Here is a 16015-nt window from a genome sequence, read left to right as displayed (position 1 = left end):
ATGTAGCAAATTACGCTGGGCATAAGCGGGGATGAGGCGTATAACGAATAATACAAAAAATATTAATTAATACTAAATGTATTAGTGGTGAAAAAATGACAGAACGAAAATTACCAGACTATGGCGATGTCGCCGCCGCGGCGGAACGTATTGCCAACTATGCTCACCGTACGCCGGTGATGACCTCGCGCACCGTCAACGCTGATTTTGGTGCCGAAGTGTATTTCAAGTGCGAGAATTTTCAGCGTATGGGGGCGTTTAAGTTTCGCGGCGCGATGAACGCGCTGTTGCAGTTTACGCCCGAGCAGCGCGCCGCTGGCGTCGTGGCTTTTTCCTCTGGCAACCATGCGCAGGCGGTGGCGCTGGCGGCTAAGCTGCTGTCGATTCCGGCAACGATCATCATGCCGCTCGATGCCCCGGCGGCCAAGGTGGCGGCCACTAAAGGTTACGGTGGCCGCGTTGTGACCTACGATCGCTATACCGAAGACCGGGAGCAGATTGGCCGTGAGCTGGCGCAAAAAGAGGGGCTGACGCTGATTCCGCCTTACGATCATCCGCAGGTGATCGCCGGTCAGGGCACGGCGGCGAAAGAGCTGATTGAGGACGTGGGGCCGCTGGACGCGCTGTTTGTGTGCCTGGGCGGCGGCGGTTTGCTGTCGGGTTCGGCGCTGGCCGCGCGGCATCTTTCGCCGCGGTGCGCTATCTACGGCGTTGAGCCCGAGGCGGGCAATGATGGGCAGCAGTCGCTGCGCAGCGGTCAAATTGTCCACATTGAGACGCCGAAAACCATCGCCGACGGTGCACAGACTCAGCATCTGGGCCACTACACGTTTCCCATTATCCAGCATACGGTGGAGGATATTCTGACCGTGAGTGATGATGAGCTGATCGCGGCGATGACGTTTTTTGCCGAGCGTATGAAAATGGTCGTCGAGCCGACCGGATGCCTCGGCTTTGCCGCGGCGCGGGCAAGAAAATCCTCGCTGCGGGGCAAAAAGGTCGGTGTGATTATCAGCGGCGGTAATGTGGATATCCACCGCTATGCCCGTTTTCTGGCCGGTGAAAGGGAAAGTTGATGCAGGATGATAATACGCTGCTCCGGCAGCTCGATAACATCGCGAAAGGGGTGAGCGCAACGTTGTCACCCTTTTGTGAGGTGGTGGTTCACGACCTTACGCACCCGGATCACGCCATTCTGGCGATACACAACAATTTATCCGGCAGAACGGTAGGGCAGCCGGCCACGGAAATGGGGCTGGCGCGCATTGCATCGGCGGAATTTCCGCAAATTGTGGCGAATTACGCCAATCAGTTTGCCGATGGCCGCCCGGTAAAAAGCACCTCCATCGGTATTAAAGACGCCAATGGCGAATACGTCGCAGCACTGTGCCTTAACGTTGATATGACGCTGTTTCGCGGTATGCAAAGCGCGTTATCTCAGTTTACCGCAGTGGCCAGCGCGCCCCTGGTCGAGCACCTTGAGCCTGCTGGCCTGGAGGCTATCCGTCGTTATATCGACCGCTATGCGGCAACAAGGGCGACCACCGCACGAGCGCTGAGCGTTGACGACCGCAAAGCGCTGATACAGGCCCTGGGTCAGGAAGGGCTGCTGGAAGTACGTAAATCGATGGACACCGTGGCCCAACATCTTGGGATCTCGCGCGCTACCGCTTATCTCTATGCAAGACAGAAAAATGCCGTATAACGGAAAGACCGTTTACCTTAGCTAACGTCCATCTTCAGGAGAAAATATGCTGTTATCGAGTCTGCTTGCCATTGCTGCTGTGCTGATTATGGGGGTAATGAGCCCCGGCCCCAGCTTTATCTACGTGGCGCGAACGGCCGTCGTGCACTCCCGCGCCCACGGCCTGGTGACCGCGCTGGGCACCGGGGCTGGGGCCGCGACGTTTGCGCTGATGGCGATGCTGGGGCTGCAAAAGGTGCTGAATGCGGTACCGGAACTGTTTATCGGCCTGAAGCTGGCGGGCGGTGCTTATCTTATCTGGATAGGTATTAAAATTTTTCGCGGCGCACGTCAGCCGATGGCGATTGCCGTGGGGGGAGAAACGGTCTCTATTTCACTGTGGAAGGCGTTTCGCGATGGGCTGTTCACCCAGCTCAGCAACCCGAAAACGGCTATTGTTTTTGCCTCAATTTTCACTGCGCTGCTGCCCGCGCATATTCCTACCGTGTTTTATTACCTGATCCCCTTGATGAGCTTTGTTATTGACGCCGGTTGGTACGCGCTGGTGGCGCTGCTGCTGTCGGCGGAGAAGCCGCGTCGTGTTTATCTGCGTATGAAAGGGGCGGTAGACAGGGTCTCGGCGACCATTTTGGGGCTGCTGGGCGTGAAGCTTATCTATACTTCTTTTTCACGCTAGCGCCGCGCTAAAGAATCATTTAAAATGCAACTTAAATAAATTTGAATAAATAAACAAAATGCATAATAAAAACGACGAACGCCAGGTGCTGAATTTGCCCGCCGGCTATTTTGGCATGGTTCTCGGCACCATCGGGATGGGCTTCGCCTGGCGCTACGCCAGCACTATCTGGCCGCTGAGCCACGCCATCGGCGACGGGCTGGTGATACTGGCAATCGTGATGTGGGCGCTGCTGGCGCTGGCGTTTATTGTGCGCGCAGTCCGCTTTCCGTATAGCGTCTGGCTGGAAATGCGCCATCCTATCGCCAGCAGCTTTGTGAGCCTGTTCCCGGCGACCACCATGCTGGTCGCGATTGGCGTAACGCCGTGGCTGCGGCCGCTGGCGTTGGCGCTGTTTATCATCGGGGTTGTGCTTCAACTGAGCTATGCTGCCCGGCAAACCGCCGGGCTGTGGCGCGGTGAACATCCGGCAGACGCCACCACGCCGGGGCTGTATCTGCCGACGGTGGCGAATAACTTTATCAGCGCCATGGCCTGCGGTGCTCTGGGCTTTAACGACGCCGGGCTGGTGTTCCTGGGGGCCGGGGTGATTTCCTGGATAACGCTGGAACCCGCGATTGTACAGCGCCTGCGTAGCGGCGGCGCGCTATCGATTCCGCTGCGTACTTCGCTCGGCATTCAGCTGGCCCCCGCGCTGGTGGCCTGTAACGCATGGCTGAGCGTCAACGGCGGCCACGCGGACGTGTTCGCCAAAATGCTGTTTGGCTATGGGCTGCTTCAGCTGCTGTTTATGCTGCGTTTGATGCCGTGGTATCTGCGCCAGGCGTTCAACGCCTCGTTCTGGAGCTTCTCGTTCGGTATCTCCGCGCTGGCCTCTACCGGGCTGCATCTCGGGCATGCCAGCGGCTCCGGCTTTTTCCACTACCTGGCGCTGCCGCTGTTTATCTTCACGAATATCGTGATCGGCCTGCTGCTGATTAAAACGCTGCTGTTGCTGCTTCAGGGTAAATTTTTGACGCGAGCTGCTGCGTCGACACTGATGAAACCGAAGGATGACTAATGACCATGCGTGATGAAAACTACTTCACCGAAAAATACGGCCTGACCCGTACCCATTCCGATGTCGTGCATGCGGCGACGATCGTTAAGCCGGGTAAGGCACTCGATCTGGGCTGCGGTAACGGGCGTAACAGTCTTTATCTGGCGGCGAACGGTTATGACGTAACGGCGTGGGATAAAAACCCGATGAGCATCCAGAATCTGTTGTCGATTCGCGAGGCTGAAGGGCTGACCTCTTTGCAGGCGGCGGTCAAGGACCTTAATACGCTGAGCTTTGATGGCGCGTACGACTTTATTTTGTCTACCGTGGTGATGATGTTCCTTGAGCCGGGGACGATCCCGCGTCTGATTGCCAACATGCAGCGCTGCACCGTTGCAGGGGGGTATAACCTGATCGTTGCGGCGATGGATACCGATGATTTTCCGTGCACGGTGGGTTTCCCGTTCGCGTTTAAGGCCGGCGAGTTGAAGGCATATTATGCGGGGTGGGATCTGTTGAAATATAACGAAGACGTTGGCGAGCTTCACCGTACGGACGAGCAGGGTAATCGAATTAAATTGCGCTTTGCCACCCTGCTGGCGCGTAAGAAATCATAATTAGTATTTATATAACGGGCGAAGAGCCCGTTATATGGTGAATTCTTTTTATTAATATTGCGTGTCTCCTCTATTTTTGTCGCGACAATCTCCTGATTCCTTTGCTATAACTTACTGGCATCTGTGCATTTCTCAGGGATTATCTCATGCGTACTCAAACGTTTTTTAAAGCGGCGGTTCTTGTCGGCGTTCTGGCTCTTGCCGGTTGTGCATCTAAGACCACCACGCCCGAGCAGTATTCCGGCTTTTTGAAAGATTATTCTGGCCTCAAACAAACGACAACGGCGTCCGGGAAAACCGAGCTGCGTTGGATCTCTCCGGACTACAAACCGGCCAACTACGCGAACGTTGTTTATAACCCTGTTACCTATTATCCGGTGCCGAAACCGACCACGCAGGTGGGTGAAAAAGCGCTGAACGACATTCTGGCCTATACCAATACCGAGCTGAAAAAAGCCATCAGCGAGCGCAAGCCGCTGGCGACCACCGCCGGTCCGCATAGCCTGATTTTCCGCGGTGCGATTACTGCTGTTGACTCCAGCAAAGAAGGGCTGCAGTTCTACGAGGTGATCCCGATTGCGATGGTCGTTGCCGGTACGCAGGCGGCCACCGGCCATCGCACCATGAACACCAACCTGTATTTTGAAGGCGAACTGATTGATGCGGCCACCAACAAACCGGTTATCAAAGTGGTGCGTAAAGGGGAAGGCAAAGACCTGTCGAACTCAGATGCGAAGCTGACGCTGGATACGCTGAAACAGGTGATTGATGATATGGCGATTGATGCGGTGAAATTCGATCCGTCGCAGAAATAAAAAATATCCCATCATGAATAAAGGGGCACCGATAAGGTAGCCCCTTTATTTATGATGGTATTATATTTTTGATGAATACATTATTCCGATTTTGTGGCCGCTTATTTTCCCTGTCAGAGAAAATATCGTGCCGTCAGCATGTTCGCGTCATTACTTTTACTCTCGAACGGCACGGTTGATTTATTTTCCACAGCACATTGCGTGAAGGACTAGGCGCGGCTGAGAAACGGCAGACGCCAGGCCAGCGGTTTGGCGAACATCACCAGATTGCCCAGCAGAATCAGCACCAGCCCGACGACGGCGTTTGCGTGCCATTGGTATCCTTCGTAGACCGTTGACAGCGTCAGCGCAACCAGCGGAAACAGCAGGGTACTGTAGGCGGCATTGCTGGCGCCGATGCGGCCAACCAGCGTGAAATAGACGCCGAAGGCAATGACCGAGCCGAACAGCGCCAGATAGAACAGCGCGCCCATATAGCTGAGGGTCCACTGCGGTGTGAAATCATCGCCGCGCAGCAGGGCGACAAGGCCAATGACTATCGTGCCGTAGAGCATCGCCCAGGCGTTAGTGGTGAGCGTCTCTAGCCCGCGGCGCTGGTGACGCAGACTGAGCATATTGCCCAGTGAGAAACCGTAGGTGCCCAGCGCGCTGAGGAGAATACCGGCCAGCAACGTACTGCTCATCCCCACGGCCTGCAGATCGTCCCAGAAGAGCGTCACAATCCCGGCCAACCCCAACAGCGCCGCCGCGTAAAAGCGTTTGGGCGGCGTCTGGCGGAAGAAAATAAAGCTATTAATCGCGTTAAACAGAACCGCCATCGAGAAAATAACCGATTCCAGACCGGTATTGATCCATTTCGCGGCGGTGTAAAAACAGAGGAAGTTAAAACCAAATACGCAGCAGCCTTGTACCATGCAGAACAGGTGGTCACGCAGCGCTAGCGGCCGCAGGCGGCGCAGGCACAGCAGAATGGTCAGCATGGTGGTGCTGGCGATGGCGAAGCGCCAGAAAATAGAGACGGCTTCGGGCACCGGACCCTGCTGTAAAAAGATGGCAATCCAGGTGGTACCCCAAATAACGACAACTAAAGCATAGAGCAGCGCGTTCATTTTTCCTCACAACGGTTATCGCGACAGAGATCCAGTCTGCCGCACGCGTGTCGTCGCCGCTTGCAGAAGGTTGCGGATGACTTGCATATTCTTGCGGTTTTTTGCCGTATAGCGGCGCAGAAAAGTAGCATCCACCCGCGACAGCCCCTAGACTAGGGCTATCGTTAATCGTGACAGAAATCGTAATGACCCACACCTACGCGACGTTTGAAAGACTACGGAGTCAGAAAGCTATTCTGCGGGAAACCGTCGCGCTCAATTCCGGCATTCAGCTTGCCGCGTGGTACAACAAACTCGATACGCTGACGGTGCAAAGCGATCATCATACCCTAAGCCTGTACGTCGCCGACGGCTATGAAAGCTACCAGAAAACGCCACACGGCTGGAAAAACGGCGGCGGGCCTAACCGTTTTTGCCTGATGCCGGAGGACAGTGAATCGACGTGGGATATTCGTGGCGATCTGTCGTTCGTGCATCTTTACTGCACCGATGAACACCTGCGCCACGTTGGGGAGCAGGTGTGGGATCGTAGTCCGGCTAGCGTGACGCTGGATGAACAAATCTTTGGCGATGACCCGAAAATTACGCTGCTCTACCGCCAGTTTTTGCTCGGCTGTGACTGGCAGCAGCCGGCAAATCAGCTGACGTTAAGCAGCGCCAGCACGCTGCTGCTGACCCATTTGCTACAAAATTATGCCAACGTCCAGTGGCGTCTGCCGACGGTCACCGGTGGGCTGGCACCGGGGGTGTTACGAAATACGCTGGATTATATTGACGCGCATCTCAGCGAGCCGTTAACGCTGGCCGACCTCGCCGCGCAGGCATCGTTGAGCGAGTATCACTTTGCGCGCATGTTCCGTCAGTCTGTGGGCCTGGCGCCGCATCAGTACGTGATGCAGCGGCGGATGGATACGGCTCAGCAGATGGTGCGCTATAGCGCATTGCCATTAACCGACATTGCGCTACGCTGCGGTTTTAGCTCCGCGAGCCACTTCAGCAACCGTTTCAAAACGGCAATCGGCGTGACGCCATCGCAGCTACGCGCGAGCCTTGCTGGCTAACAGCGCGAAGCTCACCCCACCCAGCACTAAGCCCCAGAATGCGGAGCCGATACCCGCGAGGGTTATGCCGCTGGCGGTCACCAGGAAAGTGACCAGCGCGGCGTCGCGTTCACGTTCCGCATTCAGAGCCTGAAACAGACTTCCGCCCAACGTACCGAGCAGCGCCAGCCCCGCCAGCATTTGAATCCACGCGACGGGAAGCGCTGCCATCAGCGCGGTGATCGAACCACCGAAGATGCCTGCCAGAAGATAAAACACGCCTGCCGCCGCTGCGGCCAACCAGCGTTTTTGCGGATCGGGGTGAGCATCCGGGCTTTGGCAAATGGCGGCGGTAATGGCGGCAATGCACACCGAATAAACGCCAAACGGCGCCAGCAGCAGGCCAAAGGCGCCGCTGATCACCATCAGCGGCGAGACCGGCACCCGATAGCCCGACGCCTGTAGCGTGGCAAGGCCGGGCGCATTTTGCGAGGCCATCGTGACGAGGAAAAAGGGAATGCCTACGCTCAGTAACGCGGTGAGTGAAAAATGAGGCGTGACAAACTGAGGTGCAACGAAAGCCAGGTTAAGTGATTTCGTGACAACGTCACCTTTAAGCCATGCCACCGCGATCCCCACGGCCATGGCGGCCACCACCGCATAGCGTGGCGCCAGCGCTTTACACAGCAGCCAGCCCATCAGCATACTGCCGCATAGCAGCAGTTGCCCCTGTAGGGTGGCAAACGCCTGAAGGCCGAAACGCAATAAAATCCCCGCCAGCATCGCCGCGGCCAGTGAATGCGGGATCAGCCTCATCAGACGGGCGAACCAGCCGGTCAGGCCGCAGATGACAATCAGCGCGTTAGCGAAAATAAAAATGCCCACGGCTTCGTTGAGCGTCGCGCCCTGCAGGCCACCAACCAGCAGCGCCGCGCCGGGCGTTGACCACGCGGTCAGAATAGGGACTTTACGCCACAGCGTCAGAACCAGCGTGCTGAGGCCCATGGCCAACCCTAACGCCGTCATCCAGCCGGAAATTTGCTGCGGGCTTGCACCCGCAGCAGCGGCGGCCTGCCAGATAATTGCCGCCGAGCTGGCATAGCCGACCAGAACGGCTACAAACCCCGCCAGCAGCGAGGGGAAAGGAATAAGATAGGATCGCATTGTAGACCTTTGTGCGTTATAACGTACATTGAATGTATCATTGTGCGCTATAGCGCACAAGTGGCGTGCGACGGGCGAAAACACGCGCTGGCTGGGGTATACTGCGAAAAGGCAACGACATGGAGGCTGAATGAATATTGCGCAACACCTGGCGACAACGCTAAAACACCTGCGTCAGCAGCGGGCATGGAGCCTGTCTAAGCTCGCCGAAGAGACGGGCGTTTCCAAGGCTATGCTCGGGCAGATTGAACGTAATGAGTCCAGCCCGACGGTGGCAACGCTGTGGAAAATTGCCACGGGCCTGAACGTGCCGTTCTCGGTGTTTATCACGCCGCCGTCGCCCGGTCTTGAACAGGCGTTCGATCCTCAGCAGCAGGCGATGGTGGTCACGCCGGTGTTTCCGTGGGATCCGGAACTGTGTTTTGACCATTTTTCCATTACGCTGGCACCCGGCGCGCTGAGCGAATCGACTCCGCACGAAAAAGGGGTGATTGAACATGTGGTGGTGATTGAAGGGCGTTTGGATATGCACGTGATGGACGAATGGCGCACGCTGTCGGCAGGGGAAGGGCTACGGTTCGCTGGCGATCTTGCGCATGCATATCGCAACAGCGCAGAGCAGACCGTGCATTTTCACTCGCTGATTCACTATCCCAAAGAAAAAGCCGCAGGAAACCCTGCGGCAAATCGCGACAATCAATCCTGATGTGGCCGTTACGAGGAAATCCCGAACACGCTAGCGACTGTAACGCGTTGCTCCCGGCTTCGGAACTGAGAATTCTGGCAATCGGTTTTCGAAATTAAGCTAACGGTGGCGCAGAAGCGGTGGAAACTGTTTTCGTCTCTCGCCGCTTCTGGCTACAATAGCCGCCATTTTGTGACTCTACTGGATAACTCAGACCGTATGCGCCAGCAGAACGCTCTTCTCGAACTCCTCAGCCCGGCCCGCGACACGGCGATAGCCCGGGAAGCGATACTTCACGGTGCCGATGCCGTTTATATCGGCGGCCCGGGTTTTGGCGCACGCCATAACGCCAGCAACAGTCTTCAGGACATTGCCGCGCTGGTGCCGTTTGCTCACCGCTACGGCGCGAAGATTTTTATCACGCTCAATACCATCCTGCATGACGATGAGCTGGCGCCGGCGCAGAAGCTGATCACCCAACTGTATGATGCCGGCGTGGATGCGCTGATCGTGCAGGATATGGGCATCCTGCAGCTTGATATCCCTCCGATAGAACTGCATGCCAGCACCCAATGCGATATTCGCAGCGTGGAGAAAGCTAAATTCCTCTCTGACGTTGGTTTTAGCCAGATCGTTCTGGCGCGTGAGCTGAATTTGCAGCAGATCAAAGCGATTCACGATGCTGCCGACGCCACCATTGAATTCTTTATTCACGGTGCGCTGTGCGTGGCCTATTCCGGCCAGTGTAATATCTCTCATGCGCAAACCGGGCGCAGCGCCAACCGCGGTGACTGCTCCCAGGCCTGTCGCCTGCCGTATACGCTGAAAGACGATCGGGGACGCGTGGTCGCGTTTGAAAAGCACCTGCTGTCGATGAAAGACAACGATCAAACCGCCAACCTTGGCGCGTTGATTGATGCAGGCGTGCGCTCCTTCAAAATTGAGGGGCGCTATAAAGATATGAGCTATGTGAAAAATATCACTGCACACTATCGCCAGATGCTGGACGCCATTATTGAAGAACGCGGCGATTTGGCCCGGGCTTCCGCTGGCCGTACCGAGCATTTCTTTGTGCCGTCGACCGATAAAACCTTCCACCGCGGCAGCACGGATTATTTCGTCAATCAGCGTCAGATGAACATTGGTGCGTTTGACTCGCCGAAGTTCGTCGGTCTGCCGGTAGGGGAAGTGCTGAAGGTTAACAAAGAGACGCTGGATGTTGAAGTGAGCGAACCGCTGGCCAACGGCGACGGTCTCAACGTGCTCATCAAACGCGAAGTTGTCGGTTTTCGTGCCAATACGGTGGAGAAGATTGCTGAAAATCGCTACCGCGTTTGGCCAAACGAGATGCCGGCTGACCTGCATAAGGTGCGTCCGCATCAGGTGCTCAACCGTAACCTCGATCACAACTGGCAGCAGGCGCTGTTGAAAACCTCCAGCGAGCGCCGCATCGCCGTGGATATCGAGCTGTCTGGCTGGCAGGAACAGCTGGTGCTGACGCTAACCAGCGAAGACGGCGTGGCGGTGACCCACACTTTAGACGGGGAATTTGCAGCGGCGAATAACGCAGAGAAAGCGCTGAGCCAGCTGCAAGACGGGATCGCTAAACTGGGGCAAACGCTGTACTACGCACGCAACGTTGAAGTGCTGCTGGCGGAAGCGCTGTTTGTTCCGAACAGTCTGCTTAACCAGCTGCGTCGTGAAACCGTGGCGTTGCTCGACCAGGCGCGCCTGGATGCCTATGTTCGCGGCAGTCGTAAAGCAGTTGCCGAACCGGCGCCGGTGTACCCCGAAAGCCATCTGAGTTTCCTGGCTAACGTTTATAACCATAAAGCGCGTGAATTTTACCACCGTTATGGCGTTCAGCTGATAGATGCAGCCTATGAAGCGCACGAAGAGAAGGGCGACGTGCCGGTGATGATCACCAAGCACTGCCTGCGTTTTGCCTTCAATCTGTGCCCGAAGCAGGCGAAAGGGTCGATTAAAAGCTGGAAAGCGACGCCGATGCAGCTCATCAACGGTGATGAAGTCCTGACGCTGAAATTTGACTGTCGTCCATGCGAAATGCACGTGATTGGCAAGATTAAAAATCACATACTGAAGATGCCGCTACCGGGGAGCGTGGTGGCCTCGGTAAGCCCGGACGAATTGCTGAAAACGCTGCCTAAGCGGAAAGTTTGACGCTAACGCCACTCGCCAGCGCGGGGGCATATAAAGTAAAAGGCCGGAAAGCGAGTGTGCTCTCCGGCCTTTTTTAATTAATTACGCTGGTCGTTCGGCGGTGGCAGTTTGTTGTCGCCGTCATGTTTTGGCGGCTGACCTTTACCATCGTGCTGCTGACCCTTGTTATCGCGCGGCGGTTGGCCTTTGCCATCATGCTGCTGACCTTTGTTGTCGCGCGGCGGTTGGCCTTTGCCATCTTGCTGCTGACCTTTTTCATCACGCGGCGGCTGGCCTTTGCCATCGTGCTGCGGGCCTTTGTTATCGTGCTGACCCTGATGCTGTTGTTCTACAGGCGGCTTTTTCGGCGGATCCTGACGATCGGCGGCAAAGGCGGTTGAACACAGGCCCAGCGCCAGAATCGCAGACAGTGCAATACGTTTTTTCATCATGTACTCCAGACATTGCTTTGGTGCAATGGCGTTAGTTCACCAACAAAAAGTGGAGGAAATGTGAAGGCCAGAGCAATTAGGATTTCTCTTGGCCAGTACGATTCAATACCCAGGCAGCTGTTCTTTCAGGCTTTAAAACCGGCAGCGGTCATCAGCATGCGAAATAAGCCGCCCACCGTTGCCAGCGCCAGCACGCTGCCGCCCCACAGCGCAATTAACCAGAACAGGCGTGATATCCAGCGGCTTTTCATCAATGATATCCCTCATTTTGCGGCACTTTGCCGCGAAACACGTAATAGCTCCAGAAGGTGTACGCCAGAATGACGGGAATAATAAAGATGGCGCCAATCAGCATAAACTCCTGGCTTTGTTGCGGCGCGGCGGCCTGCCACAGCGTGATAGACGGTGGAATAATCGCGGGCCAGATGCTGATACCCAACCCGCTAAAGCCCAGGAATACCAGCGCGAGCGTCAGAATAAACGGCGGCACATGGCTTTCACGCAGCGCCAGTTGATGCCATAGCGCGCCGCTTGCGGCCAGCACCAGCAGCGGGACCGGCAGCAGAGAGTAGAGATTGGGCAGGCTAAACCAGCGCGCTGCGATTGCGGCATGCTGAAGCGGCGTCCACGCGCTGATAATCGCCATCACCGCCAGCAGCGCGAGCAGCAGTCCACGCGCAGCGCGGCGCATACGGCTTTGCAGAGCGGCTTCGCTTTTCATGACCAGCCAGGTTGCGCCCAGCAGCGCATAGGCGATGACCAGCCCTACGCCGCAGAAGAGCGAGAATGGCGTCAGCCAGTCGAATGGGCCACCACTGAAGGCGCGCTGGCTGACGGGAAAACCGTTAATGACGGCTCCGACAACTACGCCCTGGCAGAAGGTGGCCAGCATCGAGCCGCCCATAAAGGCGTTATCCCAGAACGGGCGATGTGAAGGCGTGGCATTGAAGCGAAACTCGAAGGCGACGCCGCGGAAAATCAGCCCGATAAGCATCAGCGAAAGCGGAATCGTCAACGCATCAATAATGACCGCGTAGGCCAGCGGGAACGCGCCAAAGAGTGCTGCACCGCCGAGTACCAGCCAGGTTTCATTGCCGTCCCATACCGGAGCGACGCTGTTGACCATTACGTCACGCTCCTGTGCGCTGCGGGTGAAGGGAAACAGGATGCCAATACCCAAATCAAAGCCGTCCATGACGATATACATCAGGGTGGCAAAGACAATAATCACAAACCAGACAATAGACAGATCGACATTCATGCTCGCTTCTCCTGGGACGACTGTGCGGTGATCGCGGCGGAAAGTGGACGCGACGGCGTACCGTGCGGCGGTGGATTAAACGGCTGAGGCCCTTTGCGAATCAGTCGTACCATGTAGCTGTAGCCGACGCCGAAGACCGCGCTGTACACCACAAAGAAGGCCAGCAGGCTGATGCTCATATGCAGATCGCCGTGGGCCGAGACGGCTTCCGCCGTACGCTGCAAGCCGTAGACCACCCACGGCTGACGACCGACTTCGGTGGTCACCCATCCCGCGAGAATGGCGATGAGCCCCGATGGCCCCATCAGCAGCGCGAACCACAGGAACGGGCGTGAAGTATAAAGCGTCTGTTTTTTGCGTAGCCACAGCGCGACGACGCCTAGCAACAGCATCAGCATGCCTAATCCGGCCATAATGCGGAACGACCAGAAAACGATCGTCGAGTTTGGCCGGTCTTCTTTGGCAAAGTCTTTGAGTGCAGGCACCTGTTTATCCAGACTGTGGGTGAGGATCAGGCTGCCCAGCGCCGGGATTTCCAACCCGTAGCGGGTACGCTCCTGGTTCATGTCCGGCCAGCCAAACAGCAGCAGCGGCGTCGGTTCTCCCGGCGGATTTTCCCAGTGGCCTTCAATCGCTGCAATCTTTGCAGGTTGATGCTTCAGCGTATTCAGCCCGTGCATATCGCCAACCATCGCCTGAATAGGGGCGACAATCAGGGTCATCCACAGCGACATGGAGAACATCACGCGTACTGCCGGTGAGGGGTTGCCACGCAGTAAATGCCAGGCTGCCGAAGCGCCGACAAACAGCGCGCTGCTCAGAAACGCAGCGATGCACATATGCAGCAGGCGGTAAGGGAATGATGGGTTAAATACCACCGCAAACCAGTCTACCGGCACCACTTGACCATTGACGATTTCGTAGCCCTGTGGCGTTTGCATCCAGCTGTTGGAAGCGAGGATCCAGAACGTTGAGATCAGCGTGCCGAGGGCCACCATGCAGGTGGCGAAAAAGTGCAACCCTGGCCCAACGCGGTTCCAGCCAAACAGCATCACGCCGAGAAAACCGGCTTCGAGGAAGAAGGCGGTCAGCACTTCGTAGGTCAGCAGCGGGCCGGTAATGCTGCCGGCAAACTGCGAGAAACCGCTCCAGTTGGTGCCAAACTGGTAGGCCATCACCAGGCCGGAGACGACGCCCATGCCAAAATTGACGGCGAAAATCTTTGACCAGAACTGATACAGCGAGCGCCAGAGCGGGTTACGGGTTTTTAGCCATAGACCTTCCAGCACCGCCAGGTAACTTGCCAGCCCAATGGTGATAGCAGGGAAGATAATGTGAAACGACACGGTAAAGGCAAACTGAATTCGTGCGAGGTGAAACGCATCAAGACCGAACATGCAGACTCCGGAAAATAGAATAACTCCCGGTGATTTTACGCAGCGGCGTGAATGGGTTGCAGAAACAGTCGCCGCCTTTTAAATGATAACAGTTTTGCTTTTTTATTTGCCCGTTTTTCCGACAAAGCTAATTCAATCATGGCGATAGAGTGAATATATCAGTTACATAAAAATGCAAAAATTGTAACGCTGATATAATATATTCGCACAGTTTGCGCGATTGGGATCGACCATGAAAAAGTACCAGCGGCTTGCCGAGCAGATGACGGAACAGATCGCCCACGGGGTGTGGCAGCCGGGTGATAAGCTGCCGTCGCTGCGCGAGCAGGTGGCCAATAGCGGTATGAGCTTTATGACCGTCAGCCATGCGTATCAGCTGCTGGAAAGCCAGGGGCGGATTGTTGCACGCCCGCAGTCCGGTTATTACGTGGCGCCGCATCCGGTAGCACCGCGCGCGGCGGCCCCCGCACAGGTAATGCCGGATAACGCCGTCGATATCAATACCTACATCTTTGAGGTACTGCAGGCCAGCCGCAACGCGGCGGTGCTGCCGTTTGCCTCGGCGTTTCCCGACCCTAAACTGTTCCCGCTGCCGCAGCTGAACCGTTCGCTGGCACAGGTGAGTAAAACCGCCACGGCCATGAGCGTGATTGAAAACCTGCCGCCGGGTAACGATGAGCTGCGTCATGCTATTGCCCGCCGCTATGCGTTACAGGGTATGACGATATCCCCTGATGAGATCGTGATTACCGCCGGTGCGCTGGAAGCGCTGAACCTGAGCCTTCAGGCGGTAACGGAGCCGGGCGATTGGGTGATCGTGGAGAACCCCTGTTTTTACGGGGCGCTTCAGGCGCTGGAACGCCTGAAGCTGAGAGCGCTGTCGGTTGCCACCGACGTGAAGGATGGGATTGATCTCGACGCATTGGTGCAGGCGCTACAGAACTATCCGGTGAAAGCCTGCTGGCTGATGACTAACAGCCAGAACCCGCTGGGTTTTACGCTGACGCCGGAAAAGAAAGCGAAGCTTATTCAGATCCTTACCGCCCACAATGTGACCCTGATTGAAGACGATGTTTACAGCGAGCTCTATTTTGGCCGAGAGAAGCCGCTGCCCGCGAAGGCGTGGGATAAGCAGGATATGACGCTGCACTGCAGTTCGTTTTCCAAATGCCTGGTTCCTGGGTTCCGTATTGGCTGGGTGGCGGCCGGTAAACATGCGCGTCGCATTCAGCATTTGCAGCTGATGAGCACGCTGTCGACCAGTTCGCCGATGCAGCTCGCTTTGGTCGACTATCTGGCAACGAAGCGCTACGACGCTCACCTGCGCCGCTTGCGCCGCCAGCTGGCCGAACGTAAGCAATTGGCGTGGCAGTCGCTGCTGCGTTCGCTGCCGCCTGAGGTGCGCATACACCATAACGATAGCGGCTATTTTCTCTGGCTGGAGCTGCCGGCCGGGATGGATGCGGGCACGTTGAGTGCGAAAGCGCTGGAACACCACATTAGTATTGCTCCAGGCAAAATGTTTTCGACGACCGACAGCTGGTCGTCATTTTTCCGCTTTAATACCGCGTGGGGCTGGGGGGAAAGAGAAGATAAAGCGGTCGAAACCCTGGGGCAACTTATTCGACAAATGCTGAGTTAATCACCAACGCTTATTTTCAGCTTCTGTATTTAATTATTCCCCCGGTTATTCGGGGGCTTTTCATTTTGGCTGGTCATAGGAAATTCGCATAGCACCTGCGGCCAGTAACTCCTTGTCTATAATCCATATTATCTGCATTGATTATTGCTTTTTTGCGGAATGCGCACTTTGTCACAACCTGTGCAAATTTTTATCTGCCGCAACGGTGGTTGTCATGGCGCCGTCTATTTTTAAACAGGGAGATATTTTTAAC

At 56.2% G+C, this 16015-nt stretch carries 16 protein-coding genes; 10 read left to right on the top strand and 6 right to left on the bottom strand.

All coding sequences use genetic code 11. The features are described 5' to 3' along the window. The first annotated feature begins 95 nt into the window (after nucleotides 1–95). The 6 genes from H7R56_RS12890 (at nucleotide 96) to H7R56_RS12865 (ending at nucleotide 4852) form a co-directional block, all read left to right on the top strand. Nucleotides 96–1076, top strand: coding sequence for a threo-3-hydroxy-L-aspartate ammonia-lyase (locus tag H7R56_RS12890; RefSeq protein ID WP_106929119.1), 981 nt, complete (start codon nucleotides 96–98; stop codon nucleotides 1074–1076). Then, nucleotides 1076–1705 carry a helix-turn-helix transcriptional regulator gene (locus H7R56_RS12885; protein ID WP_106929118.1) on the top strand — a complete coding sequence of 210 codons (630 nt, stop codon included), beginning with the start codon at nucleotides 1076–1078 and terminating at the stop codon, nucleotides 1703–1705. Before H7R56_RS12890 ends, H7R56_RS12885 begins: the two co-directional genes overlap by 1 nt. A gap of 46 nt (nucleotides 1706–1751) precedes the next feature. After that, a complete protein-coding gene (locus H7R56_RS12880) occupies nucleotides 1752–2381 on the top strand; it encodes a LysE family translocator (protein WP_182928271.1) in 630 nt (209 codons plus the stop codon). A gap of 58 nt (nucleotides 2382–2439) precedes the next feature. Next, nucleotides 2440–3441, top strand: a complete 1002-nt coding sequence (gene tehA, locus H7R56_RS12875; RefSeq protein ID WP_182928270.1) for a dicarboxylate transporter/tellurite-resistance protein TehA — start codon at nucleotides 2440–2442, stop codon at nucleotides 3439–3441. Then, nucleotides 3441–4037 carry a tellurite resistance methyltransferase TehB gene (gene tehB, locus H7R56_RS12870; protein WP_106929113.1) on the top strand — a complete coding sequence of 199 codons (597 nt, stop codon included), beginning with the start codon at nucleotides 3441–3443 and terminating at the stop codon, nucleotides 4035–4037. Before tehA ends, tehB begins: the two co-directional genes overlap by 1 nt. A gap of 146 nt (nucleotides 4038–4183) precedes the next feature. After that, nucleotides 4184–4852, top strand: a complete 669-nt coding sequence (locus tag H7R56_RS12865; protein ID WP_106929111.1) for a DUF3313 domain-containing protein — start codon at nucleotides 4184–4186, stop codon at nucleotides 4850–4852. Between the two features lie 209 nt (nucleotides 4853–5061). On the opposite strand, the gene H7R56_RS12860 is transcribed toward H7R56_RS12865, so the two are convergent. Continuing rightward, complete coding sequence (locus H7R56_RS12860) at nucleotides 5062–5961, bottom strand: DMT family transporter (RefSeq protein ID WP_106929109.1); 900 nt, start codon at nucleotides 5959–5961, stop codon at nucleotides 5062–5064. A 185-nt stretch (nucleotides 5962–6146) separates the two neighbouring features. Between H7R56_RS12860 and H7R56_RS12855 the strand changes: the two genes are divergently transcribed. Then, nucleotides 6147–7022 carry a helix-turn-helix domain-containing protein gene (locus H7R56_RS12855; RefSeq protein WP_106929108.1) on the top strand — a complete coding sequence of 292 codons (876 nt, stop codon included), beginning with the start codon at nucleotides 6147–6149 and terminating at the stop codon, nucleotides 7020–7022. On the opposite strand, the gene H7R56_RS12850 is transcribed toward H7R56_RS12855, so the two are convergent. Continuing rightward, nucleotides 6999–8165, bottom strand: a complete 1167-nt coding sequence (locus H7R56_RS12850) for a benzoate/H(+) symporter BenE family transporter (RefSeq protein WP_106929107.1) — start codon at nucleotides 8163–8165, stop codon at nucleotides 6999–7001. The two genes, H7R56_RS12855 and H7R56_RS12850, sit on opposite strands and share 24 nt — an antisense overlap. A 130-nt stretch (nucleotides 8166–8295) precedes the next feature. Between H7R56_RS12850 and H7R56_RS12845 the strand changes: the two genes are divergently transcribed. Together H7R56_RS12845 and H7R56_RS12840 are read left to right on the top strand one after the other, a co-directional pair. Continuing rightward, entirely contained in the window at nucleotides 8296–8871 is a 576-nt protein-coding gene (locus H7R56_RS12845) for a helix-turn-helix domain-containing protein (protein ID WP_106929105.1), read from the top strand. Nucleotides 8872–9069: 198 nt separating this feature from the next. Beyond that, nucleotides 9070–11031 carry a peptidase U32 family protein gene (locus tag H7R56_RS12840; protein WP_106929103.1) on the top strand — a complete coding sequence of 654 codons (1962 nt, stop codon included), beginning with the start codon at nucleotides 9070–9072 and terminating at the stop codon, nucleotides 11029–11031. 77 nt (nucleotides 11032–11108) lie between these two features. Here the strand turns inward: H7R56_RS12840 and H7R56_RS12835 are convergent, their stop codons facing one another. The 4 genes from H7R56_RS12835 to H7R56_RS12820 form a co-directional block, all read right to left on the bottom strand. Further along, a complete protein-coding gene (locus tag H7R56_RS12835; protein WP_227674715.1) occupies nucleotides 11109–11462 on the bottom strand; it encodes a hypothetical protein in 354 nt (117 codons plus the stop codon). 125 nt (nucleotides 11463–11587) lie between these two features. Continuing rightward, nucleotides 11588–11713 carry a DUF2474 domain-containing protein gene (locus H7R56_RS12830; protein WP_181358025.1) on the bottom strand — a complete coding sequence of 42 codons (126 nt, stop codon included), beginning with the start codon at nucleotides 11711–11713 and terminating at the stop codon, nucleotides 11588–11590. Next, the gene (gene cydB / locus H7R56_RS12825) at nucleotides 11713–12723 is read right to left on the bottom strand and encodes a cytochrome d ubiquinol oxidase subunit II (protein ID WP_106929098.1); all 1011 of its coding nucleotides are present in this window, start codon (nucleotides 12721–12723) and stop codon (nucleotides 11713–11715) included. Before cydB ends, H7R56_RS12830 begins: the two co-directional genes overlap by 1 nt. Next, nucleotides 12720–14120 carry a cytochrome ubiquinol oxidase subunit I gene (locus H7R56_RS12820; protein ID WP_106929096.1) on the bottom strand — a complete coding sequence of 467 codons (1401 nt, stop codon included), beginning with the start codon at nucleotides 14118–14120 and terminating at the stop codon, nucleotides 12720–12722. The genes cydB and H7R56_RS12820 overlap by 4 nt, the downstream gene beginning before the upstream one ends. Before the next feature lie 232 nt (nucleotides 14121–14352). On the opposite strand from H7R56_RS12820, the gene H7R56_RS12815 reads away from it, so the two are divergent. Next, on the top strand, nucleotides 14353–15762 hold the full coding sequence (locus H7R56_RS12815; RefSeq protein ID WP_106929095.1) for an aminotransferase-like domain-containing protein: 1410 nt from the start codon (nucleotides 14353–14355) through the stop codon (nucleotides 15760–15762). Nucleotides 15763–16015 lie beyond the last annotated feature (253 nt).

It is taken from the genome of Klebsiella sp. WP3-W18-ESBL-02 (genome assembly GCF_014168815.1).
Classification (GTDB): domain Bacteria; phylum Pseudomonadota; class Gammaproteobacteria; order Enterobacterales; family Enterobacteriaceae; genus Kluyvera; species Kluyvera ascorbata_B.
This window is presented reverse-complemented; position numbering and strand designations above follow the sequence as displayed.